The organism is Geobacillus thermocatenulatus, assembly GCF_002217655.1.
Classification (GTDB): domain Bacteria; phylum Bacillota; class Bacilli; order Bacillales; family Anoxybacillaceae; genus Geobacillus; species Geobacillus thermocatenulatus.
Genome location: NZ_NEWK01000002.1, coordinates 1694786 through 1718367 on the forward strand (window position 1 = coordinate 1694786; position 23582 = coordinate 1718367).

Sequence of the window (23582 nt, forward strand, 5' to 3'; positions counted from 1 at the left end):
TCTCATTCGCCTCTTCGACTTGATTTATGGACGTGATAACACACGCTCAATGCGTTCAAACGCCCAGTCCAATTCCTCTTTCGTAATGATGAGCGGCGGTGCGAAGCGGATGACCGTCTCATGCGTTTCCTTGCAAAGCAATCCTTGCTCTTTCAGCGCCTCACAGTACGGACGCGCCGGCACATGCAGCTCGACGCCGATAAATAAGCCGCGGCCGCGGATTTCTTTAATGTCTTTGTTTTCGATTTGCTTTAACTTCGCCAAAAAATATTCGCCAAGCTCAAGCGAACGCTCTGCCAGCCGCTCTTCTTCGATCACCTCAAGCGCCGCGATCGACACCGCGCAAGCGAGCGGATTGCCGCCGAATGTCGATCCGTGCGAGCCGGGTTCAAACACCGACAAAATGTCGCGGTCGGCGACGACGCACGAAATCGGGAACACCCCGCCGCCCAATGCTTTCCCTAAAATATACATATCAGGCACAACATCTTCCCAGTCGCAAGCAAATAACTTCCCAGTCCGTCCCAAACCTGTTTGAATTTCATCCGCGATGAACAACACGTTGTTTTCTTTGCACACGTCATAGGCCGCTTTTAAAAAGCCTTGCGGCGGGATGCGGATGCCGGCTTCCCCTTGGATCGGTTCGACAAGAAACGCCGCCGTATTCGGTGTAATCGCTGCCTTGAGGGCCTCGATGTCGCCGTATGGGATGATTTTCACTCCCGGCAAAAGCGGACCAAAACCGCGTTTATAAGCCGGTTCGGACGACAACGACACCGCAGCGAGCGTCCGGCCGTGGAAGTTGCCTTCACAGACGATGATTTCCGCCTGATTGTCGGGGACGCCTTTCACGTCATACGCCCAGCGGCGCGCTGCCTTGAGCGCCGTTTCGACCGCCTCGGCGCCGGTGTTCATCGGCAGCACCATCTCCTTTTTCGTCAACTGGCACACCTTTTCATACCAAGGGCCGAGCTGGTCGTTATGAAAGGCGCGCGACGTGAGGGTGACGCGGTCAGCTTGCCGCTTTAACGCCTCCACAATTTTCGGATGCCGATGTCCTTGGTTGACGGCCGAATAAGCGCTTAACATGTCCATATAGCGATTGCCTTCCGGGTCTTTCACCCATACTCCTTCCGCTTCCGAAATGACAATCGGCAATGGGTGATAATTTCGCGCTCCGTATCGCTCCGTCTGTTCAATCAGCTGTTCGGACTTCGTAGCCATCATCAACCGCTCCCTTCCTTCTCTGCATTTCTTCGCTATAAAAGGGCGGACGACGCCGCCCTGTTTGGCTTAAAACATTTCCGACACCGTTTTGGCTTGCATATGGAGGATCAAATAGTCTGGACCGCCCGCTTTCGAGTCGGTGCCTGACATGTTAAAGCCGCCAAACGGCTGATACCCGACAATCGCCCCTGTGCAGCCGCGGTTGAAGTACAAATTGCCAACATGGAACTCGTGCCGCGCTTTTTCAAGATTCGCCCGATTGCGCGAAATGACGGCGCCCGTCAAACCGTATTCTGTGTTGTTCGCGATCTCCAGCGCATGGTCAAAGTCGCGCGCTTTCGCAAACGCCACGACCGGTCCGAAAATTTCTTCCTGCATGATGCGTGCGTTCGGGTCAACATCCGCAAACACGGTCGGCTGGATGAAGAACCCTTTCGAGTCGTCTCCTTCCCCGCCGGTCATGAGACGGCCTTCCTGCTTGCCGATTTCGATGTACTCCATAATTTTGTTGTACGCCCCTTGATCGATGACAGGTCCCATAAATGTCGCCTGCTCCGCCGGATCGCCGACGTTGAGCTGCTTCGTCAGCTCGACAACGCGATTCAACACTTGGTCATACACATCTTCGACGATAATGGCGCGCGAGCACGCCGAGCATTTTTGCCCAGAGTAGCCAAACGCCGACGCCACGATCGATTGCGCCGCCAGTTCAAGGTCGGCTTCTTTATCGACAATGATGCCGTCTTTGCCGCCCATTTCCGCGATGACGCGTTTCAGCCAAATTTGCCCCGGATGCACTTTCGCCGCCCGTTCATAAATGCGGATGCCGACATCCCGCGATCCAGTGAAGCTGATAAATCTTGTGCGCGGATGGTCGACGAGATAATCTCCGACTTCAGCCCCGCTGCCCGGAATATAGTTCAACACACCAGCCGGAAGGCCCGCTTCTTCCAACACTTCCACAAACTTATACGCCACGACCGGCGTCGCGCTCGCGGGTTTCAACAGCACCGTATTGCCGGTCACAAGCGAAGCGACCGTCGTCCCGGCCATAATGGCAAACGGGAAGTTCCACGGCGAAATGACAACCCCGACTCCAAGCGGAATGTAGAAAAACCGGTTCGTTTCCCCCGGACGGCTCTCAACCGGAATGCCGTCTTTCAGCTTCAGCATCTGCCGTCCGTAATATTCCATAAAGTCGATCGCTTCCGCCGTATCGGCGTCCGCTTCACGCCACGGTTTGCCTGCTTCTTTCACCAGCCAAGCGGAAAATTCATGCTTGCGCCGGCGCACGATCGCCGCCGCCCGGAACAAAATATCCGCCCGCGCTTCCGGGCTCGTCCGGCTCCAAGTGCGAAACGCCTCATCAGCGGTTTTCATCGCCCGCTCGGCCAGCTCCTTGTTCGCTTTCGCCACCCGGCCGATGACTTCCGCTTTGTTCGCCGGATTGATCGACGTGATTTTGTCTTCCGTCATCACTCGCTCACCGCCGATCACAAGCGGATAATCGCGCCCAAGTTCGGATTCCACTTTTTTGAGCGCCTCTAAAAACACCTCGCGGTTTGCTTCCACGGTAAAATCCGTGAGCGGTTCATGTCTGTACGGCTGCACCATTTCGTCATCCTCCTTGAAAAGGCAAAAAAATTTTTCATTATAAAACGGTTTCATAGTTATATTATGCAAATGATTATGGCATTTTTCAATTATTTTTACTTGGCGGCCTTGAACTCCCCTTTTTCTGCGGCTAGGGGCTGAACCCGTTTTTTCGCCACAAGGTGGTAGTACCCATAACACGCAAGCAAAAACGGGATGCCGCAGTAAAGAGCGATCCGTTGGTCTGGAATAAACGCCAGTCCGATGATCGTCGCCATATTCAACGCAAACGCCGCGAGCGGCACGAACGGGTACAATGGCGTGCGATATTTCAAATCGCGCACATCGCCGCCTTCACGCAAAAACGCTTTCCGTCCGAAATAGCTGGACAGCGCGATGGAAGCCCACACCGTGACGGCGCCAAATCCCGCGATCGCCGTCAGCCAGACGTACACCGTATCTTCGGCGTAAATGCTGCACAAAAGCGACAAGCAACCGATGGCAATGCTGGCGATAAGCGCATTGATCGGCACGCCGCGTTTCGATAATTTGCTGAAAAACGGACTGACCATGCCTTGGCGCGACATCGACCAGAGGACGCGCGACGTCGCGTATAAACCCGAGTTGGCCACCGACAGCACCGCGGTAATAATGACAAAGTTCATCATATCAGCTGCATACGGAATGCCAATGTTGTCAAATACCTCAACAAACGGGCTTTCCACAACGCCGGCTTTCTCCCACGGAAACAAGCCGGCCAGCACAAAAATGGCCAAAATGAAGAAAATCAAAATGCGCCATACAGTGTTGCGCAGCGCAACCGGCACCGTTTTTTCCGGCTCGCGGCTTTCCCCTGCCGCCACGCCGACCAATTCTGTCCCTTGAAACGAAAAGTTCACGAGGATCATCGTCGTAAAGATGGCCCAAAACCCGTTTGGAAACAATCCGCCATGATCAGTAAAATTCGAAAAAAACGGAGCGGGCTGCCCATTTTTCATCTGGATGACGCCAAACATCGCCGCCAGACCGAGAACAATAAAGGCGATGACCGTCAACACCTTGATGCTCGAAAACCAAAACTCCACCTCGCCAAATCCTTTGACAGACAACGCATTGATCAAAAACAACAACAAAGCAAAGACGGCGCAAAATATCCACGTCGGCACATCGGGAAACCACCGTTTCATGAGGATGCTGACGGTGAGAAGCTCGATGCCGACCGTCACCGACCAGTTCAGCCATGACAACCAGCCGATGCAATACCCTACCGCCGGCGAGATGAATTTTGTCGCATACGTCTGATACGACCCGGCATCGGGAATTCTTACGGCCAATTCTCCCAACGAAAGCATGGTCAAATACATGACCAATCCGCCAAAAAGATACGCAACGACGGCCCCGCCTGGCCCCGCCTCATGAATCGTATAACCCGATCCTAAAAACAAACCGGTGCCGATCACCCCACCAAGCGCAATCATAAATAAATGCCTGCTTTTTAGCTCTCGTTTCAGTTCTTGCACGGGTTGCATCCGAAAACTCTCCCCTCTCTATGATAGATTTCGCAACCGCTTACATTTTTATCAAACAAACAGAACCCCCTTTTATGCAAAATTATTTTTCATTTTTTCTTGTATCACAACTTTATTATGAAGTTGTTTTTTTCTATTTTCAATATATTTAGCAAACATTTTTTTTCACATCTTTCTTTCCCTTCCCGTCTCCCGTCCGCCTTATGCTATAATACAAAAAAGAGAGGTGCTGATCGTGAACCGCGATATGGAAACGCTTTTATCGATGTATGAGCAAATTCTCGAACTGATCGACCTTGGCGTCCATGCCGTCGATCAACACGGAAAAACCGTCATTTACAACCGAAAAATGCGGGACATCGAGGGCATGAACATCGAGGACGTGCTCGATAAAAACATTTTGGACGTCTTCCGCTTCAACCCGGAGCAGCCGAGCACGCTGCTGGAAGCGTTGCGCACCGGTGAAAGCATTCTGAACCAGCAGCAAACGTATTTCAATAACAAAGGGCAAGCCGTGACAACGGTCAATCAAACACACCCGCTGCATAAAGACGGGCGCATCATCGGCGCCGTGGAAATCGCCAAAGACATCACGAAATTCCGCAAGCTGATCCAAGAGCACCACCAACGCGGGGAAGCCGGCTGCACGTTTGCCGACGTCATCAGCCAAAGCGAAGCGATGCAAAAGGCCATCCGCCTTGCGCGTCATGCCGCCCGCTCCGAAGCGCCTGTGCTGCTCATTGGCGAGAAAGGAACGGGAAAAAACTTGCTCGCTTCCTGCATTCACCACGAAAGCGAACGACGGGCCAAGCCATTTTTTGCGCAAACGTGTTTGTCGCTTCCAGACGATTGGATGGAAACGATGCTGTTTGGCAGCGAAGAAGGCAGGGAAATCCAGCCCGGCTTGTTTGAACAAGCAGACGGTGGCACCGTGCTGCTTGACGATATTGACTCGTTAAGCCTGCCGCTTCAACAAAAACTCGCCCGTTTCCTGCAAGAAAAACAGTTTGTCCGGGCGCATGGCCAAGAACCGGTTCGTGCGGACGTTCGCCTCATCGCCTCGACAAGCGGTGACCCGATTGACGCAGTCCAAAGCGGAGAATTGATCAAATCGCTTTACTACCAAATTGCCGTCCACTGCATCGTCCTGCCGCCGTTGCGCGAACGGAAAGAGGATATTTTGCCGCTGGCCGTTCATTTCATCCATCAAGGCAACGAGCGCTACGGACTGCACGTCGAGGGGCTCGACGACGATGTGCAAGAGGCGTTTCTCCATTACCGTTGGCCCGGCAACGTGCGCGAGCTGGAGGCCGTCATGTTGGAAACGATGGCGACAATGGAACAAGGGGAGATCATCACCCTCGCCCATCTGCCTGCTCCTTTTCGGGCCAAGCTGGCGCCCGACGAAGCGAAAACGGACTTTTTGTTTGATACGGAAGACATGTTGCCGCTTGACAAATACATGGAAGAAGTCGAAATTTACTACATCCGCAAGGCGCTTCAGCACCACGGCTTCAATATCACGAAAACCGCCAAAGCGCTCGGCTTAAGCCGACAAAACTTGCAATACCGCATCCGCAAGTACCAAATTGACAAGGAATGGGGATAAGCTACAGTTGGCGATCGTACGGCCAAAAGGATAAGGGAGGCGCTGTGGATGATCGATGCTCATCTTCATCTTGACCAATACCGAGACATCGATGAACAAATCAACCGTTGGCAAGAAGCCGGCATCACCGGCGTCGTCGCCGTCTCCACCGATTTGCGCTCGAGCCACCGGACGCTCGAGTTGAAACGGCGATTCCCTTCCTTTGTCTACGCCGCCATCGGCTTTCATCCCGAACAGCCGCTGCCAAGCGAAAGCGATTGGAACGAATGGACAAAGCTCGTCAGGCAAGAGCGGCCGCTGCTCGCCGCCATCGGCGAAGTCGGGCTGCCATACTATTCAGCGGAAGCATGCGCCAAGCTGCCCGCCTATCAAGAGCGATTGGCGGAAGTGGCAGCCATCGCTGTCGAGGCCTCCTTGCCGCTCGCTCTTCACGCCGTCTACGACCGAGCGGAAACCGCCTTGGCCATCTTGCAGCAAGCCGGCGTCCGACACGCCCATTTCCACTGGCTGAAGGCCGAGCCTGCCGTGGTCAAACAAATCATTGAGTACGGTTGCTACATTTCCGTCACCCCAGAAGTGTGCTACCGCGAGCGCGACAAAAAGCTGTTGTCCCTCGTTCCACTTGAACAGCTGCTCCTCGAAACGGACGGCCCATGGCCGTTTGCCGGTCCGTTCCAAGGAAAATCGACGACGCCGTTATGGTTGTTTGACTCCGTCCGTGTCGTGGCGGCGCACTATGGCCAAGATATCGAACAAGTCAAAACCGTCATCACTGCGAATACGAAACAGCTTTACGGTGCGGCCTACCGTGTAGTATGATGAAACCAAGTCCAAATCCATACCGAAATGAGGGGAAATGATGGATCATCATGAGCAAGTGCGGCAACAGCTGATCAACAGCGTTTCTGAACTGTCGGACGAGCAGCTGAACACCCGGATGGCAGAGGGAAGTTGGACGATCGCCCAAGTGCTCGAACACCTGTACTTAATCGAAACATCGATCGCAGCCATGATCGCCCATACAGTAAAGCATGGCGAGAGCCAGCCGGTTGAGGAGAAGCCGATCCACCTGACCGTTGACCGTTCGAAAAAAGTGGAGGCGCCTGATTTCGCCCGTCCGAGCGACCGCTTTTTCTCATGGCACGAGCTGAAAGAAAAATTGCGCCAATCACGGCAGCGCCTGCGCCAAATCGTCGAGCAAACGCCCCTCCACGATTTGAAGATGAAGTCGTTCCCACATCCGATTTTTGGCCCTCTCAACTTGAATCAATGGGTGGAATTCGTCGGCTGGCATGAACAGCGCCATCTTGCCCAAATCGAAGAAATCAAGGCGCAACTCCCGTGAAAAGCGGGCGGCTCATCAAAGAAACAGCCGAGCAGCAACGGGCCCATTCCCAATTCTGCTCGGCTTACAACGGGTTGCTTGACCCCGCTTGCCGCAAAACCGTTTATTCATCACGGATGAGATCTCCCCTTCACCTGCTTTAACGTCGCCACGATGAGAAAACTGACAATAACGAGCAAACACCACGAACTCACCTTCCCAAGATGAACAAGGCTCCACGCCTTCGCCTGGTTCGGATATTGCCAAGCGCCAAAAAAGGTGGCGATGTTTTCCGCGATCCAGATGAAAAACCCAATCAACAAAAACGACAAAACAAGAGGCATCCGGTAGCGGATTCCCCCGACCTCATACGTCACCCACGACCGCCAAAAGACAACCATGACGAGGGCTGAGAGCCACCAACGAACGTCCAGCCAATAATGATGGGTGAAAAAATTCAGGTAAATCGCCGCTGCCAATGGAACAACCATCCAAAACGGCGGCCATCGCACGAGCTCCACCTTCAGCCGTCTCCACGCCTGGCAAAGATAGCTGGCGACGCTCGCATACATAAAGCCGCTGTATAGCGGCACACCAAAGATTTTCGTATGCCCCTCTTCCGGATACGACCACGACCCCATATGCACTTTAAACAGCTCGAGCGCCAGTCCAATGATGTGGAACAAAGTGATCACTTTGAGTTCATCCCGCGTTTCCAGACCTGACCGCACCATCCACCATTGCATGAGAAGGCAAATAACAAGCAGCCAATCATACCGCGGCAACAGCGGAAGCGGCGCGAGCTTTGTCAGCGCCAATGAGGCAAAAATGACAACCGGAAACACGCAAGATTGCGCCTGGGCCCAACCGAAGCGAACAAGCTGCACAAACGCTTTGATGAGCCGCGACGTTCTGCCAAACTGGCGCATTTGGACGATCATGAGGCCAAACGGTGGAGATTCGTTCACCGCTAGCTCTTGCTTTTCCCCTTTCAAGCCGTCTCCTCCCTGCTCATGGATTTGACTTCCCTTCATCACTTCGATACTCCAAAATGTCCCCGGGCTGGCAGTCGAGCGCCTTGCAGATGGCTTCCAATGTCGAAAAGCGGATGGCTTTGGCCTTCCCGTTTTTCAAGATCGACAAATTGGCCATCGTGATCCCCACTTTCTCAGACAGCTCCGTGACGCTCATCTTCCGCTTCGCCAACATGACATCAAGATTCACGATAATCGGCATACCATCCACCTCAAACGGTCAACTCATTTTCCTGTTTGATTTCAATCGCCTGCTGCAGCAGCTTTTGCAACACCGCGGCGAACACAGCGATGACAAGCGATGCAAACGGCACAATCAGACCGACGAAAATGACCCCCGGAGCGTCGTCTTTCTCGGCGAACAAGTAAAACAGCGGCAAAGCGAGCAAATGCAGCCCGCTGATGGCGACAGCGCAATGTTTGATCGTCTTTAACGCTTTCACCGACGCCTCGGAAAACGCGTCGTTGCGGTCAATATACACTAACAACCGAAACGCCTGGTACAACGCGAAATAAAACGGCAGCGCGGACGCCTCAAAGACAACATAAACAAAATACTGGATCCAAGGGAACGCCGGCACGAGCTTGACCGCCACCTTCGCAAGCGCAGGCACCAAAAATACGCACAATGCCAAAACCGGAAAACCGATCAACACTAAAGCCGCCTTCAAAAACAACGTTTCCCGTTTCATCGAAACACCTCACTTGGCTCGTTTCTCGACTTTATTGTAATGAATCATTTATCGTTTATCAATAAATAATGATTGATTTAAATGAATTTTTTTCTGTAAAACAAAAAAGAAAAGGCGCCCCACAAAGGAACGCCCGATGATCCATCCCGAGAAAGAGGACACTTTCAATGGTTAGATCAAGACCATTCGTTGATTATTCAACAAATTCTATGAAACTGTTGATGATCGATTCGATGTTTTCTTTTCTAGCATCGTCATCCTCGCAAAGGAACAAACCCTGCCAAAGATTCCCGATCATGAGGTCATATCGAAAACAACATCCGCCCGTTTAATCGGCTTTTCGGTTTCCAAATAATAGTCTTCTGCTTTCCAATATCGGTTGATGAACTTTCGGATGTTTTGTTTCACTTGATCGTTTTCACGGGCAAAGCGAATCTCCCGCGGACAATCCAAATAGACCACGAAGTCAAAAAACGGCCTCCATTCTTTCCTTTGCAGAAAAACACCTTCAATCATGATCATGTCCGAATCAGCGAGGTAAACCGTTCGCTTGGAGTGCGTATCGGTCTCATGATCATAAAACGGGAGGGTCAGCTGGTGGGAGGCTTGGAGTGGACGGAACAACTGATGCGTTAGCCACTCCACATCCCACTGTAAACGATAATATTCAAACCATTCCTCGTTTCCCGTATGATAACGTTTGGCTCGCTCGACAATATGATCGTCCAGGTGAAAAACGCACACGGAGATGCCTTGCTCCCGCAGCGTTTGACTCAGCTGATTGGCGAATGTCGTTTTGCCCGATCGGCTTAGCCCATCAATCCCGAGGACGAATCGGCCCGCTGTTTTGATCGCCAAAATGGTCTTGCATAAGAAGTCGATGCGACCATGCATCCCCGCCCCTTCTCTTCCCTTTCCAAACTTCCTTGCCCAATTTAGAATCTTTATGGCTTCCCCATCTTTTGCATTCCGAATCCATCAAAACATTTATTCGCGGTGCCAAGCGAACATTTCTTCTATTCTGTGTGTCAAACAAAAAGGTGTCCCACTTAAATGGAACACCTCTTCCTACATCTGATTCTACCGTCCTTATTTTCCCACCGCCATCCCCGCTTACTCCACCGTCACGCTCTTCGCCAAGTTGCGCGGTTTGTCGACGTCGCAGCCGCGGTGCAAGGCGGCATAGTAGGCGATCAGCTGCAACGGCACGACGGACACAAGCGGCGTAAGGTCCGGATGGACGGCCGGGATGATAAAGCGGTCGCCGTCGCCTTCCAGGCCGCGCATCGAGATGACGCACGGGTTCGCGCCGCGGGCGACGACTTCTTTTACGTTGCCGCGAATGCTCAAATTCACGTGCTCCTGAGTGGCAAGCGCAATCACCGGCGTGCCGTCCTCAATCAAGGCGATCGTGCCGTGTTTCAGCTCGCCGCCGGCGAACCCTTCCGCTTGAATGTACGAGATCTCCTTCAGCTTCAGCGCGCCTTCTAGGCAGACATAGTAGTCAACGGCGCGGCCGATGAAGAAGCAGTTGCGCGTCAGGGTCAAGTAGTCGCTCGCAATGTTCTCCATTTCCTCTTTCGCATCGCACAGCATTTCCATCACATTGGCGACGATGGCAAGCTCTTTCGTCAAGTCAAAGTCCAGCTCAAAGCCTTTCGCTTTCGCCGCGGCCGCCGCCAAAATCGCCAGCACCGCAATTTGCGCCGTATACGCCTTCGTCGAAGCTACCGCGATTTCCGGACCGGCATGCAACAGGAGCGTATAATCGGCTTCCCGCGACAGCGTCGACCCTGGGACGTTCGTGATCGTAATCGCTTTATGGCCGAGTTTGTTCGTTTGCACGAGCACGGCGCGGCTGTCGGCCGTTTCGCCGCTTTGCGAGATAAAGATGAAGAGCGGCTTTTCCGACAACAGCGGCATGTTGTACGAAAATTCGCTGGCGATATGCACTTCGACTGGAATTTTCGCCCACGACTCGATCAATTGCTTGCCGACGAGGCCTGCGTGGTAGCTCGTTCCGCACGCGACAATGTACAGGCGGTCGGCGTTCAGCACTTCGTTGATGATCGCTTGGTCAATGGCCAATTCACCATTGTCATCTTGGTATTTTTGAATGATGCGGCGGATGACGAACGGCTGCTCGTCAATTTCTTTCAGCATATAATGCGGATACGTTCCTTTTTCAATGTCGCTTGCATCGAGCTCGGCCGTAAACGGCTTCCGTTCGACTGTCTCACCGTTTAGCGTTTGAATCGTGACGTTCTCGCTCGTGACGATGACGAGCTCCCCATCCATCAGTTCGACGAATTGGTTCGTCACTTGAAGCATCGCCATCGCATCGCTCGCCACGACGTTAAACCCATCGCCCAAGCCGACGAGAAGCGGGCTTTTGTTTTTCGCCGCATAGATCGTGTTTTCGTCTTGTGCATCGATCATGGCGATGGCGTACGATCCTTTCAGCAGCGAGAGCGTTTTTCGGAACGCCTCTTCCGGTGCCAGTCCGTCGTTGACGAACTTCTCCACGAGCTGGACGATCACTTCCGTGTCCGTGTCGCTTTGGAATGTGACATCGGCCAAGTAGTCGCGCTTGACCATTTCATAGTTCTCAATGACGCCGTTATGCACGAGCGTAAACCGGCCTGAGGCGCTTTGGTGCGGGTGGGCGTTCACCCGGCTTGGCGCCCCGTGCGTCGCCCAACGCGTATGGCCGATGCCGACCGTCGCATTGACGTTCGGGTCGACGATGCGGCGCAAATCCGCGATCCGTCCTTTTTCCTTAAACACATGCACGCCGCTTTCGTTCAATACGGCGATCCCCGCCGAATCGTAGCCGCGATACTCGAGTTTTTCCAATCCGCGCAATAAAATTTCTTTCACATCTTGGTAACCGATATAGCCAACAATGCCGCACATGGCAAATGTTCCTCCTTTTCATCTTGGAGGCTGCCGCTAACGAGATCCTTCCATGTTCAGTTGTCAAAGAACAACGGGGCCTCGCCGTCAATGCGGCAGACTCCCCTTTCGATTTGCGCGATGACATCCTCCCCTTTGTGCAAAGGGTCGCCCCTTTGTTTTAAGAGAGGACTTGCGGCTGTCATCGCCCCAGCCGGGAGGCATCCGCCGAAAACCTCGATAAACCTCCTCCTCGTCAACTAAGCGTTCTTTCGTCCAACGCTTAGTCCAGGCGCTTTGTGATCGTTAAAACCGATGCAACAACCAACCGGTTTTTCTTTTTGAAACGTTCCATCCGCTGCAACAAACCGCCGTTTCTTCATCACCTGTTTCGCCCTGCCATCGCCTCCTTTCAAAAAAAGGCAACAACGTTAATATTACAGGACATTCCCAGCGGCGTCAACTATCTATATAAAATAACCTATGCATAAACGGAAGCGAACGTTCCGTCTATGCATAGGGTGGTTGTCCAAACAATCGATTATTCCACTCCCATTTCACGGCGGACGACATCAGCGATCCGCTCCACGTAGGCGCGGCACGCTTCTTCGGTCGGAGCCTCCGCCATAATGCGCACAAGCGGCTCAGTCCCCGATGGGCGGACAAGAACGCGGCCGTTGCCGTTCATCTCTGCTTCCACTTCGGCGATCACGTTTTTCACTTGCTCATTTTCCATCGCTTTTTCTTTCTCTTTCACCCGGACGTTCACTAAGAGCTGGGGGTATTTTTTCATTTCCCCCGCCAATTCGGAAAGCGGCTTGCCTTTGATTTTCATGATGTTGACAAGCTGAAGCGCCGTCAACATACCGTCCCCCGTCGTGTTGTAGTCGAGGAAGATGATGTGTCCAGACTGCTCGCCGCCAAGATTATAGCCATTCTTCTTCATTTCCTCGACGACATAGCGGTCGCCGACTGCTGTTTGCACGCTTTTTATCCCTTGAGCCTCCAACGCTTTGTAAAACCCGAGGTTGCTCATGACGGTCGAGACGACGGTTTGGTGCTTGAGGCGGCCGGTTTCTTTTAAATATTTGGCGCAAATGTACATAATTTGGTCGCCATCGACGATGTTGCCGTTCTCATCGACAGCGATGAGACGGTCGCCGTCGCCGTCAAAGGCGAGCCCGACATCGGCTCCTTTTTCTTTGACAAACGCCGCCAACGCTTCCGGATGGGTGGAACCGACCCCTTCGTTAATGTTGAGCCCGTTGGGCGACGCGCCCATTGTCACGACATCCGCATCCAAATCGGCAAATAAGTATGTCGCCAGCGATGACGTCGCCCCGTGCGCGCAGTCGAGGGCGATTTTCATCCCGGAAAAATCCTCTTCATCGATCGTTTGTTTTAAATACTGCAAGTACTTTTGCCCGCCTTCAAAATAGTCGTTGACTTGTCCAAGTCCAGCCCCGATCGGCCGCGGCAGCATATCTTCCGCGCTGTCGATCAGCGCCTCAATTTCCGCTTCCTGCTCATCCGACAGCTTGAACCCGTCCGGGCCGAAAAATTTAATGCCGTTATCTTGCACCGGGTTGTGGGAGGCGGAAATCATAATGCCGGCCTGTGCTCCAAGCGCCTTCGTCAAATAGGCGACGCCTGGCGTGGAAATAACGCCAAGGCGCATCACTTCCGCCCCGATCGACAAAAGCCCCGCGACAAGGGCCCCTTCCAGCATATGGCCGGAAATGCGGGTGTCGCGCCCAATCAGCACTTTCGGGCGCTCAGCGCTTTTGGTCAGCACGTATCCGCCGCAGCGGCCGATTTGAAACGCCAACTCTGGCGTCAATTCACGATTTGCGACTCCTCGTACACCATCAGTGCCAAAATATTTGCCCATTCGTTCACTCTCTCCTTACTATGCAGTTTATTGTGCAGCCGCTTTTTCGCTAATCTGGACCATCGCCGTTTCCACCGACGGCTGCCATTGGACTTGTTCAGGGTGGTTCCATTGAATGGGAACTTGATGTTCGCCGGTGTCAAGTCCACCGACATCGACATACAAACGAATATCGTCTTTTGTCAACCCGCGGACGACATCGGGCGGACCGACAAGGCGGACCGTAATTTTGCCTTCAAGCGGTTTGACAAACTCGGCTTTGTATGAATCCGGCAAGCCGATGACAGCGATCGGCACGTCTTTCCACGTTTGCGTGACATCTTTTTCCACATCAATATGCACCTTGATTTTGTCTGGGTTGACGCTTTTTGCGCCATTAGGAAGCGGAACGTCGAGCTCTACCGTCGCATCATCGGTCATGTCGTCCAAATCAACGGTCAATCCTTCCAGCTTGTCAATATGGTTCAGCACTTCCTTCGGTCCATAAATCGTCACCCGATCCGGCTCCGGCGTGATGCTGACAAGATGCACACCATCCGGCAGCTCTCCGGTTGTCTGCACTTGAACCGGCACCGTCTTGCTCGGGCTTTTCACCGGCACGGTTACTTCCACCGACGATGGCTCTGGCTCAATATCCAACTCATTTCCCCGTCGATCGTACACCCGAACACGCGCTTCTCTCGTCAGCGTTTCCGTCGCCCCATCTAAGTCGACGATGGCTTTGACAAAGGCAATCTCGTCGATGAGCTCCTTCGCCCCGGTAATCGTCACGGCATCTGGTTTCACAGTCGGTTCTCCAACGGAATAGCCATCCGGTATTTTGTTTCGATTGAAAAATTCAACACCGACCGGAAACCGTTTCGACACTTTTTCACGAATCGTCACTTTTGCCGAGGCAGGCTGAATCGTCACTTTCAACTTGTCAGAGATGTCTCTGTATTTGATCGGCACCGTGTATGTCCCTAACGGCAATTCCGTTAAATCGACATACACCTCGAAATTCCGCTGCAGAGCCGTCGGTTTGACAATGCTGGCCGGGCCTTGGAGCGTAACGTTCACGTATTTCGGGACGCCCGATACGACCAAGTTGTTTTCATCATAGTAAGCGACCACCGGAATATCGATCAACGTTTCCGTATCTTCCTGGCCAAACGTGTTGCGCGTCTCACCGGTTTTGGCCCCGACATTGGCCGACATATACAGCATAATCGCCAGCAATAAGGAGACAACGCGAATAAACCAAGGATGGTCCATCAACTTATCCATGTTTCTTCCCCCTCCACTGCCAACGGGAAGAAGCGGGCGCCTTCGTCGCTGGAACAAGTTCCCCCGTTAACAGCTCCCGAAACTCATCGATCGTTAAATCACGGTACAGCTCGCCGTTTTTCGTCAACGATACCGCTCCCGTCTCTTCCGACACGACGACGGTGACGCTGTCTGTCACTTCGCTGATGCCGAGCGCCGCCCGATGGCGTGTTCCGAGCTCTTTCGAAATAAACGGACTTTCCGATAATGGTAAATAACAGGCCGCCGCAGCGATTTGGTTTTTTTGAATAATGACCGCCCCGTCATGAAGCGGCGTGTTCGGAATGAAAATATTAATGAGCAGTTCCGACGACACATGAGCGTTTAACATAATGCCGGTTTCGATATAATCGTTCATTCCGGTTTCCCGCTCAATGGAAATCAGCGCGCCGATGCGTCGCTTCGCCATATACTCGGTCGCTTTGACAATGGCTTCCACCATTCGCATCCGCTCTTCATCTTCATTGACCGTATTGCGGGTGAACAGCCGTCCGCGGCCGAGCTGCTCCAGGGCGCGCCGCAATTCTGGTTGGAAAATGATGATGATCGCGAGAAATCCCCAAATGATCGCCTGATCCATCAGCCATTGCAACGTCGTCAATCCGAGGTAATTGCTCACGAAACGAACCAAAATAATTAAAAAAATGCCTTTTAACAACTGAATGGCCTTCGTCCCGCGAATCATCATAATCAACTTGTAAATCACATACCAAACGACAAGGATATCAACCACTTTTAACAAATATGACACGATGGGGAGCTCTCCGAAGGACATCTTCACACTTCCTTTATCTCTAATTCCAATCTGTTGATGGCCACGGAAAAAGCCATCGAACGATGGCTGCCATCATTCAATCGATTGGAGCGCACGATTGAACCTTTCTTTAATATTATACCAAATCCATTCAAACACTTGATTAATTTCCTCCACTTCCCCTGTCACTTGCCCGGCGGATGCCATATATTTCTTTCCATGGATCACCGTCACGTCCCCATCCACCGTTCCTTCAATCCGAATCGAGCCATTGCGGACGACAATATCCCCTTTGACCGTTTCTCCTTTCGGCACAATGACAGTATGATCGCGGATGATGACATGTTCATCAGCTGAGACGGAAAACGCGCCTCTTTCCCCCCATGAAGAAGCTAAGCTGCCGAAAGTGAGCGCGAAAAACAACGAGGCAGCCGTAAGCAGCGGATGACGATGCAGAAAACGGCGCAGCCGCGCGGTCTTTCTCTCTTTCGGCATCGCCTCCATCACCTTGGCTGCAAACGACGGCGGCGCCGCAACGTGGGCGGCATATTGGAGGAACGCAACCGTCTTTTTCAGCTCGTGAAAATGGGCAGCGCACGCAGCGCACGAACGCAAATGTTCTTTCAGCTGCTGCTCTCCTTCTGGCTGGAGATCTCCATCAAAATAGCTGTGCATGAGCAACACGATTTCTTTCGGACATTCCATAGTCTCCCACCCTCTTATAAATGACCCAATTGCCTGCGCAACGCTTCGCGGCCGCGATGCAGCCGCGTTTTCACCGTGCCGACTGGCAACCCTAAAATCTCACTGATTTCTTGCAACGACAAATCTTCCATATATTTCAACACGATCACGCTTCGATACTTTTCTGGCAACTGCTCAATCGCTTGCTGCACCGTCTCTTGCAGCTCCAGGCTTTCCACTGCCTCCTCCGGGGATGCTTCGCGGGAAGGAAGCTGAGCCTGCATCGTCAACCCGTCCGTGCCTCCGACCTCTTCATCTAAATACACGTCCGGCTTCCGTTTCCGCAATTTATCGATCGTCAAGTTTGTCGCGATTCGGTACAGCCAAGTGGAAAACTTCATTTCAGGATTGTACGTATCAATATGGATGTAGGCGCGGATAAACGCCTCCTGCGCCGCATCTTCCGCCTCATGCGGATTGCCAAGCATTCGATAGCAAAGACGGTAAATCTTGTCCTTATACAAATCGACAAGATCCGCGTATGCGTTTTGATCCCCTTTTTGGATCGCCTTAATTCTCTTTTTAATAAATAGATCCATAAAATACAATACCCCCGCCTCACGGCTTACCGTATATTACGGCGCTCGATCAAGAAAAGTTTCATGCAACATATTTATTGTATCATACAACGGAAAAAGAGGGGACGCCAAACAAATGGCAGCCCCTCTTTCACAAACAGCGGGAACAAATCATCATCATATCCGTGAATCCCACAACCAACCTTTGCCCACATGCAGTGAATTACCCGCCACCTGCGCTTCGCTTAGAGGTGGGACGCAAGCGACTTGCGCACATTCAACGAACGGTAAGAAACACACAAGAATCGTTTACGCCTCTCTTCATTCCAAACAAGTCCGTTCTAGCCATATCCAATCATATTTGTTGGTGAAAGCGAATCGATATTCCTCTCCCACTTGCTCCTGAAGCGATCGCTCTGCACATGTTTTCAAGCAGAAGACTTCTCTCAAAAAGGCGTTAAATGAGTTTTTCACCAAACAACGAACCCATCAGCGCTACCGCAACGGATGCTGTCTTGTTCCGCTCATCCAAGATTGGATTCACTTCGACAAATTCCGCTGAAGTGATGATTTGTGCTTCGGCCAGCATCTCCATCGCCAAATGGCTTTCGCGGTATGTCAATCCTCCAATGACAGGCGTTCCGACTCCTGGTGCGTCGCTTGGGTCAAGGCCATCCAAGTCAAGCGACAAATGAACGCCATCCGTTCGTTCTTTTAAATAGGCGATCGTTTCTTCCATCACCCTTGTCATTCCGAGCCGATCAACCTCATGCATCGTGTAAATTTTGATTCCTTTTTCGCGAATAAACTTCTTCTCCCCTTCATCAAGGGAACGGACGCCGATCAACACGACATGTTCCGGCTTGATTTTGGGGCTGTATCCGCCGATTTGCGTCAGCGCCGGATGGCCAAACCCTAGGCTCGCCGCCAGCGGCATGCCATGAATGTTTCCAGACGGCGACGTTGCCTCGGTGTTGACGTCGCCATGCGCGTCATACCAGATCACTCCAAGCCGCTCATAATGTTTCGCCACGCCGGCGAGCGTGCCAATGGCAATGCTATGGTCGCCGCCCAACACAAGCGGAAATCGCCCCCGCTGAACGACTTGGTCAACCGCCGCCGCAAGGTTCTCGTTCGCTTCCGCAACCGCTTTCAAATTGCGCAACCGTGAGTCTCCTTGCTCGTGCAACCGCTCTGCTTTTCCAATCGGAATATCTCCCAAATCTTCAATATCGTAATGAAGACGTTCCAGACGTTCGATGACGCCTGCATAACGCATCGCGCTCGGCCCCATATCAACGCCGCGGCGCGTTTGCCCTAAATCCATCGGAACCCCGATAATTGAAATTGGCTTCATGCTGTCCCCACTCCTTTCCGGTTCCTGTTACGTCTTTATTGTAGAGGAAAGAAAGGGGTTGACTCAACTTGACAAAATTTTGAATATTTATACCGGTATAACCAAAAAGAGCAGACTGCTTTTGGTTGTCAAGCAGTCTGCTCTTGATGGAGCCTATCGGGATCGAACCGATGACCTCCTGCGTGCAAAGCAGGCGCTCTCCCAGCTGAGCTAAGGCCCCGCCCCAAGCGGAAGACGGGACTCGAACCCGCGACCCCCACCTTGGCAAGGTGGTGTTCTACCACTGAACTACTTCCGCGCTATGGTGAGCCATGGAGGACTCGAACCTCCGACCCTCTGATTAAAAGTCAGATGCTCTACCTACTGAGCTAATGGCTCATGGTTGGGTATACACTCACAGTGAACGATGTCCCTTCCTCTACTAGCATATTCGAAGATGCAGGATGCGTCGGGACAACTCGAAGCAAACTCGGTGATGCAAAGCTCGTTGCTCTACCTACTGAGCGAATGGCTCATGAGTTGGATAACACTCTAAGCTTCATTTCACTCTACCTGCCTCTTCCTCTCCCAGCCGATTCAAAGATGCCAAGTGCGTCGAGGCAACTCGAAGCGAACTCGAAGATGTAGCGCTCGTTACTGAGCTAATGGCTCATGGTTGGGTATACACTCTAGGTACTACCTAGCTCTACCTGCCCCTTCCTCTGCCAGTCTGTTCAAGGAAGCGAGATGCGTCGGGGCAACTCGCAGTGAGCTCGAAGATGCAGCGCTCGTTACTGAGCGAATGGCTCATGAGCATTTTTATGTACAAAAAAAAGAATGGCTGGGCTAGCTGGATTCGAACCAGCGCATCACGGAGTCAAAGTCCGTTGCCTTACCGCTTGGCTATAGCCCAACGCGATGAGAAAGAAACGCTGTATTCAATTGCTATTATCTCTCAGCAATCAGGGAAGTATACACTTTTCATTTCGGCCAATCATCCTTGAAAGGACGACTGGCCGAAATGGAGTGACCCGTACGGGATTCGAACCCGTGTTACCGCCGTGAAAGGGCGGTGTCTTAACCACTTGACCAACGGGCCGAAAAATTAATGGAGCTTCCAACCGGGCTCGAACCGGTGACCTCTTCCTTACCATGGAAGTGCTCTACCTACTGAGCTATGGAAGCGTAAAAATGGCTCCGCAAGTAGGATTCGAACCTACGACCTACCGGTTAACAGCCGGTTGCTCTACCGCTGAGCTATTGCGGAATGATGAAGAAACTATATGTCATGCACATCTTCCCAATGTGCTCGTTGCCTCTTCCTCTGCTAGCTAATTCAAGGAAGCGAGATGCGTCGAGGCAATTTGAAATAAAATTCCAGCATGTTAAAAATCAGTGTCCCTTCCTCTGCCAGCCAGTTCATAAGGAGTCAGATGCGTCGGGACAACTCGAAGCAAATTCAACGATGCTAAAGCTCGTCGCTGAGCTATTGCGGAATAATGAAACATTGCCTAGCAACGACCTACTCTTGCAGGGGCGCTGGCCCCAACTACCATCGGCGCTGGAGGGCTTAACTTCCGTGTTCGGGATGGGAACGGGTGTTTCCCCTCCGCCATAGCCACTAGGCAATGGTGATCATCTTGGACTCCCTCTAGAAATGTTGATCTATCAAGGCTTTTCGGCCTCTCAGGGGTGTCCAAAAAATATTTTTCGACAAAATCCCTTACATCCTTTTTCAGTTTTGTGGATATCTTACAGACCTAGGGTGCGCTTCGCGGCCACGGCTGGTTATATTTTCCTGCCGTGGGGGGGAAGCATATTCGATGCACCCTTTGGATCTCCGCGTCGCTGATGAGGACGAACCCTCCCATGTCTCCGGGCGTCTTCGCGCCAACATTCCCTCGTTCGGTCTCGTCATCAGGCGGAGGCCGGCCAAGCTCCTTTAGGGACTCAAGGTCGAATGGATGAAATCACGCCAGCTTCTCCGGTGTCATCCTGTTGTCCAACGATTCTTCCGTTCGTGGGGGGAGGCCTCAGGCCGCCCGTTGCACCTGGGACAAGACGTCCTGTTTCATTCGCTCCGCGTCAAACGCTTGTTTCTTCGTGCAAATCGCAAACAGCACATTCAACAGCTTTCGGCACAAGGCGACGATGGACTGCTTTCCGGTCAGCGGGTTGACGGGCCGGGTCGTATAGTACTCGTGCAGTTCGCGGAACGCCTCATTGTGCCGGATCAGCGGAATCACCGCCCGAAACAGCACTGATCGCAGCCGTTTCCGTCCCCGCTTGGAGATGTGCTTTTGCCCTTTGCGCTGGCCGGAGGAGTTCTCCTTGAGCGTCAGGCCCGCCAACTTCACCAATTGACGCGGGTCCCGATAGTGGGCAAAACTGCCGATCTCCGCCAGCAGATCGATGATCGTGGCGTCTCCCAACCCGTCGACCGTTTTCAGCCATTGATACTCCATCGTTGTTTGAACCAATGCCTTCAACTCGGCGTCCAGTGCAGCGATCTCCGCCTCCAATTGGCGGTATCGGCGGACGAGCGCGGCGATCTCAAACCGGGCCATCGCTGTCCCTTCCGTCACCCCAATCGAGTCCTTCGCGGTGTTGATCAACGCCTGAATTTTGGCCTTCTGCGGGCATTTCATCCCTTCGCTTTGCCGGTACACCTCAAGAAGCTCCTCCACCGTCCGGCCGGCCATATCAGCCGGAAGCGGCGTCCACTCCAACACCTTGCCCACGTGTTACTCACCCGTCCGCCGCTGACCAAACGAGAGCAAGCTCCCGTTCGGTCCGCTCGACTTGCATGTATTAGGCACGCCGCCAGCGTTCGTCCTGAGCCAGGATCAAACTCTCCAAAAGAAAGTTGATTGGCTTTTCGGATTGTCTAGCTTCGGCCGCTATCGACTCGCGACGCTTCGTGTCCCGCTTTGGCGGGCTAAGCCCGCTCGCGGGCCTCTCAACGCGTTTCGCCGATAGGCAAGCGGCCTCAGCTTTTCTTTCGCGCTTCGTTTCGTTCAGTTTTCAAGGAACGAGACCTCTTCTTGAACTTGCTTCGTTGCAGTCTTGCGTCGAGAAATCCAGCTTCTCTGAGTTCACTTGCAAACGCAAGATTGTTGCTTACTCCTTTGCAACTTTGCGCCGAGGGACCCAATTCCCCCGAATTCACTAGAAGACACAGGCACAAAGTTGCTGCATTGAAACAACTTCTCTGCTGATTTGCAGTCTTGAACTGAAGAATAGTTGAAACTTCCTCTTGTAAACAGCTATTTTATACTAACATGCCTCTTTTTTCTTGTCAAGATCTTTTCGGTTGCTTTTCGTCACTCACCGCTATCGAACACTCTGTCGGATTAGCGACGATTTTTAATATACCACTTACCAATCAAAAACGCAATATCTTTTTTAAGGGAATTCCAGGAACCGACGCCAGACTGTTCCTTTAGGCTTCCTCCATCTCTTCGAGGGTAAGAGGACTGGCAAATAAGTTTCATAACCGCCATGGCTGCCCGCATAAGATGTTATGAGGACAACGATTTTACAATGCAAAAAAGGGGGCCGATGTCATGTTTTACGCGTTGAACGGACGGACGCTGAAAAAAGCTCTCATTATTATCTGCTCCGCCTTTTTCACCGCCGTCGTCTTGTACGCTTATGAAATGAACCGTCCCGTTTTTTCACTTCCTTCTGGGCCGAAGGCGGTATATAAAGTGGACAACGCCCGCAATGAGGTGGCGTTGACGTTCGATATCAGCTGGGGAGATGAGAATGCAGACAAAATTTTGGATGTCTTGAAGCAGCACAGGATTCAAAACGCAACCTTTTTCTTATCCGCCTCATGGGCCGAACGCCATCCAGCCGTGGTGAAGCGGATCAAAGAAGAGGGGCATGAGATTGGCAGTATGGGATATAACTTTGTCAACTATACGGAACTTGAGAACGCCAAAATCCGTCAAGATTTAATAATGGCGAAAAAAGTGTTTGACATGTTGGGAATGAAACAGGTTGAGCTGCTGCGCCCCCCTGGGGGGAACTTCAACAAAAATGTGTTAAAAGTTGCTCAGTCCCTCGGCTACACTGTCGTCCATTGGAGCATTGACTCGAAAGACTGGCTCAACCCTGGGACAGACCAAATTGTTGAGAACGTCACAAGGGACCTGGAACCGGGCGATATCGTGCTCCTTCACGCATCCGATTCGGCAAAACAGACAGCCAAAGCGCTGCCGAAAATTATCGCTTCCATGAAAGAAAACGGCTACAAAAACGTCAACCTCTCCGAGCTGTTGGCGAATGGCGAAGCCGAAAGCCGCGGGATCGAGTGACACGTTCCGACAACGGCCTGCGCCGGTGCGGTTGGATTGCGGCGGCAGACAAGCCGCTAATTGGAATGATTGGCTTTTGGCGAACACGCCGTTTTTTCGCGGCTGCCATAAGAAAACAGGCGGCGCCTTGCTTTCTTTATTGTTTCGCGCCGCCTGTCAATTTATGCAGTATAAGAAGCTGGTATGCATTGCATACTAATAAAGGAATCAACATCAAATACAGCCAATCACGGTCGTTGATGCGCAACACGGGAAACCATTCAATGACCGTAACGACGACCATAAAGAACAAAGCGGGAACGAACGCCCCTTTGTTCGTCTGTGCGCTCTTGACGTAGGCAACAACGAGACCAACCACCAAAATGAACAATGCGGTCAATAGATACGGAATGATTGAATCGCCCTTGTCCGCAAACGCCATGTAGCGGAAATACACTAAATCGAACAGCACGAACATGATCATAACAACCTGCACAGCGTTCCATAGCGAACGGAAGATGCCAAGCCCGAACCGGTGGACGGTTAAATAAGCAAAAAACCCCGCCTGACTGATGACACTGAAAATAAAGCCAACACCGATATGCCATAACAAAACAGCCATAAATTCGACCATTTCCAGGCGCAACAGCAAGCGCCCGAATTCTTCCCAGTTGAAAACAATGCCGACGGCCGCCGTGGCGATGCCGCCGATCAGCAGCGTCGATAAAAATAAACGCACCCATTTGCGGCTGTTCACAGCTTCATCCTCCATCATCTCAGCATAACCCTAACCCGCTTACCATTTTACCAGCGCCCTTGTGAAAAAGCCA

General features: G+C 52.3%; 19 protein-coding genes, 7 tRNA genes, 1 rRNA gene and 1 pseudogene. 4 read left to right on the top strand and 24 right to left on the bottom strand.

Annotated features, from left to right (window positions below):
- Positions 1–24: 24 nt before the first annotated feature.
- The 3 genes from B9L19_RS17560 to B9L19_RS17570 form a co-directional block, all read right to left on the bottom strand.
- Positions 25–1224 (bottom strand): ornithine--oxo-acid transaminase, encoded by a 1200-nt coding sequence (locus tag B9L19_RS17560; RefSeq protein ID WP_047752403.1) that lies wholly within the window; start codon positions 1222–1224, stop codon positions 25–27.
- A gap of 69 nt (positions 1225–1293) precedes the next feature.
- Positions 1294–2841, bottom strand: a complete 1548-nt coding sequence (gene pruA / locus B9L19_RS17565; protein WP_047752404.1) for an L-glutamate gamma-semialdehyde dehydrogenase — start codon at positions 2839–2841, stop codon at positions 1294–1296.
- 95 nt (positions 2842–2936) lie between these two features.
- Positions 2937–4349: an amino acid permease gene (locus B9L19_RS17570; RefSeq protein ID WP_047752405.1), complete on the bottom strand. Its 1413-nt coding sequence runs from the start codon at positions 4347–4349 to the stop codon at positions 2937–2939.
- A gap of 235 nt (positions 4350–4584) precedes the next feature.
- Here B9L19_RS17570 and B9L19_RS17575 point away from each other — a divergent pair, with 235 nt between their 5' ends.
- Genes B9L19_RS17575 through B9L19_RS17585 form a run of 3 tightly spaced genes read left to right on the top strand, consistent with a single transcriptional unit; the run spans position 4585 to position 7303 of the window.
- Entirely contained in the window at positions 4585–5958 is a 1374-nt protein-coding gene (locus tag B9L19_RS17575; RefSeq protein WP_047752406.1) for a sigma-54 interaction domain-containing protein, read from the top strand.
- 48 nt (positions 5959–6006) lie between these two features.
- Complete coding sequence (locus tag B9L19_RS17580) at positions 6007–6777, top strand: TatD family hydrolase (protein ID WP_047752407.1); 771 nt, start codon at positions 6007–6009, stop codon at positions 6775–6777.
- Positions 6778–6817: 40 nt separating this feature from the next.
- On the top strand, positions 6818–7303 hold the full coding sequence (locus B9L19_RS17585) for a DinB family protein (protein WP_047752408.1): 486 nt from the start codon (positions 6818–6820) through the stop codon (positions 7301–7303).
- Positions 7304–7413: 110 nt separating this feature from the next.
- On the opposite strand, the gene B9L19_RS17590 is transcribed toward B9L19_RS17585, so the two are convergent.
- The 20 genes and pseudogenes from B9L19_RS17590 to B9L19_RS17685 form a co-directional block, all read right to left on the bottom strand.
- Positions 7414–8277 carry a DUF817 domain-containing protein gene (locus tag B9L19_RS17590; protein WP_198527147.1) on the bottom strand — a complete coding sequence of 288 codons (864 nt, stop codon included), beginning with the start codon at positions 8275–8277 and terminating at the stop codon, positions 7414–7416.
- A gap of 16 nt (positions 8278–8293) precedes the next feature.
- The gene (locus B9L19_RS17595) at positions 8294–8518 is read right to left on the bottom strand and encodes a helix-turn-helix domain-containing protein (protein ID WP_025950374.1); all 225 of its coding nucleotides are present in this window, start codon (positions 8516–8518) and stop codon (positions 8294–8296) included.
- Positions 8519–8528: 10 nt separating this feature from the next.
- A complete protein-coding gene (locus B9L19_RS17600; RefSeq protein WP_047752409.1) occupies positions 8529–9008 on the bottom strand; it encodes a DUF2975 domain-containing protein in 480 nt (159 codons plus the stop codon).
- A gap of 294 nt (positions 9009–9302) precedes the next feature.
- Positions 9303–9902, bottom strand: a complete 600-nt coding sequence (locus B9L19_RS17605; protein ID WP_025950376.1) for a kinase — start codon at positions 9900–9902, stop codon at positions 9303–9305.
- A gap of 219 nt (positions 9903–10121) precedes the next feature.
- Positions 10122–11924, bottom strand: a complete 1803-nt coding sequence (gene glmS, locus B9L19_RS17610) for a glutamine--fructose-6-phosphate transaminase (isomerizing) (RefSeq protein ID WP_047752410.1) — start codon at positions 11922–11924, stop codon at positions 10122–10124.
- Between the two features lie 520 nt (positions 11925–12444).
- Positions 12445–13794 carry a phosphoglucosamine mutase gene (gene glmM / locus B9L19_RS17615; RefSeq protein WP_025950378.1) on the bottom strand — a complete coding sequence of 450 codons (1350 nt, stop codon included), beginning with the start codon at positions 13792–13794 and terminating at the stop codon, positions 12445–12447.
- A gap of 27 nt (positions 13795–13821) precedes the next feature.
- Positions 13822–15060 (bottom strand): CdaR family protein, encoded by a 1239-nt coding sequence (locus B9L19_RS17620; RefSeq protein WP_025950379.1) that lies wholly within the window; start codon positions 15058–15060, stop codon positions 13822–13824.
- A complete protein-coding gene (cdaA, locus tag B9L19_RS17625; protein WP_025950380.1) occupies positions 15053–15874 on the bottom strand; it encodes a diadenylate cyclase CdaA in 822 nt (273 codons plus the stop codon). Before cdaA ends, B9L19_RS17620 begins: the two co-directional genes overlap by 8 nt.
- 72 nt (positions 15875–15946) lie before the next feature.
- The gene (gene rsiW / locus B9L19_RS17630; protein ID WP_015373735.1) at positions 15947–16558 is read right to left on the bottom strand and encodes an anti-sigma-W factor RsiW; all 612 of its coding nucleotides are present in this window, start codon (positions 16556–16558) and stop codon (positions 15947–15949) included.
- A 14-nt stretch (positions 16559–16572) separates the two neighbouring features.
- Positions 16573–17136 carry an RNA polymerase sigma factor SigW gene (sigW, locus tag B9L19_RS17635; protein ID WP_025950381.1) on the bottom strand — a complete coding sequence of 188 codons (564 nt, stop codon included), beginning with the start codon at positions 17134–17136 and terminating at the stop codon, positions 16573–16575.
- 436 nt (positions 17137–17572) lie between these two features.
- On the bottom strand, positions 17573–18472 hold the full coding sequence (rocF, locus tag B9L19_RS17640; protein WP_025950382.1) for an arginase: 900 nt from the start codon (positions 18470–18472) through the stop codon (positions 17573–17575).
- A gap of 147 nt (positions 18473–18619) precedes the next feature.
- A tRNA-Ala gene (locus B9L19_RS17645) sits at positions 18620–18692 on the bottom strand.
- Between the two features lie 6 nt (positions 18693–18698).
- Positions 18699–18770 (bottom strand) — tRNA-Gly (locus B9L19_RS17650).
- A 4-nt stretch (positions 18771–18774) separates the two neighbouring features.
- A tRNA-Lys gene (locus B9L19_RS17655) sits at positions 18775–18850 on the bottom strand.
- 439 nt (positions 18851–19289) lie between these two features.
- Positions 19290–19364, bottom strand: a tRNA-Gln gene (locus tag B9L19_RS17660).
- A 114-nt stretch (positions 19365–19478) separates the two neighbouring features.
- Positions 19479–19550, bottom strand: a tRNA-Glu gene (locus B9L19_RS17665).
- A 10-nt stretch (positions 19551–19560) separates the two neighbouring features.
- Positions 19561–19636, bottom strand: a tRNA-Thr gene (locus tag B9L19_RS17670).
- A gap of 7 nt (positions 19637–19643) precedes the next feature.
- Positions 19644–19718 (bottom strand) — tRNA-Asn (locus B9L19_RS17675).
- A 242-nt stretch (positions 19719–19960) separates the two neighbouring features.
- Positions 19961–20077, bottom strand: a 5S ribosomal RNA gene (gene rrf / locus B9L19_RS17680).
- Positions 20078–20484: 407 nt separating this feature from the next.
- Positions 20485–21183: pseudogene (locus tag B9L19_RS17685) on the bottom strand (transposase); the annotation flags it as partial.
- 834 nt (positions 21184–22017) lie between these two features.
- Here B9L19_RS17685 and pdaB point away from each other — a divergent pair.
- Positions 22018–22773 (top strand): polysaccharide deacetylase family sporulation protein PdaB, encoded by a 756-nt coding sequence (gene pdaB / locus B9L19_RS17690; protein ID WP_025950576.1) that lies wholly within the window; start codon positions 22018–22020, stop codon positions 22771–22773.
- Between the two features lie 136 nt (positions 22774–22909).
- Here pdaB and B9L19_RS17695 read toward each other — a convergent pair whose 3' ends face one another.
- Complete coding sequence (locus B9L19_RS17695) at positions 22910–23509, bottom strand: KinB-signaling pathway activation protein (RefSeq protein ID WP_025950575.1); 600 nt, start codon at positions 23507–23509, stop codon at positions 22910–22912.
- Between the last annotated feature and the right edge of the window lie 73 nt (positions 23510–23582).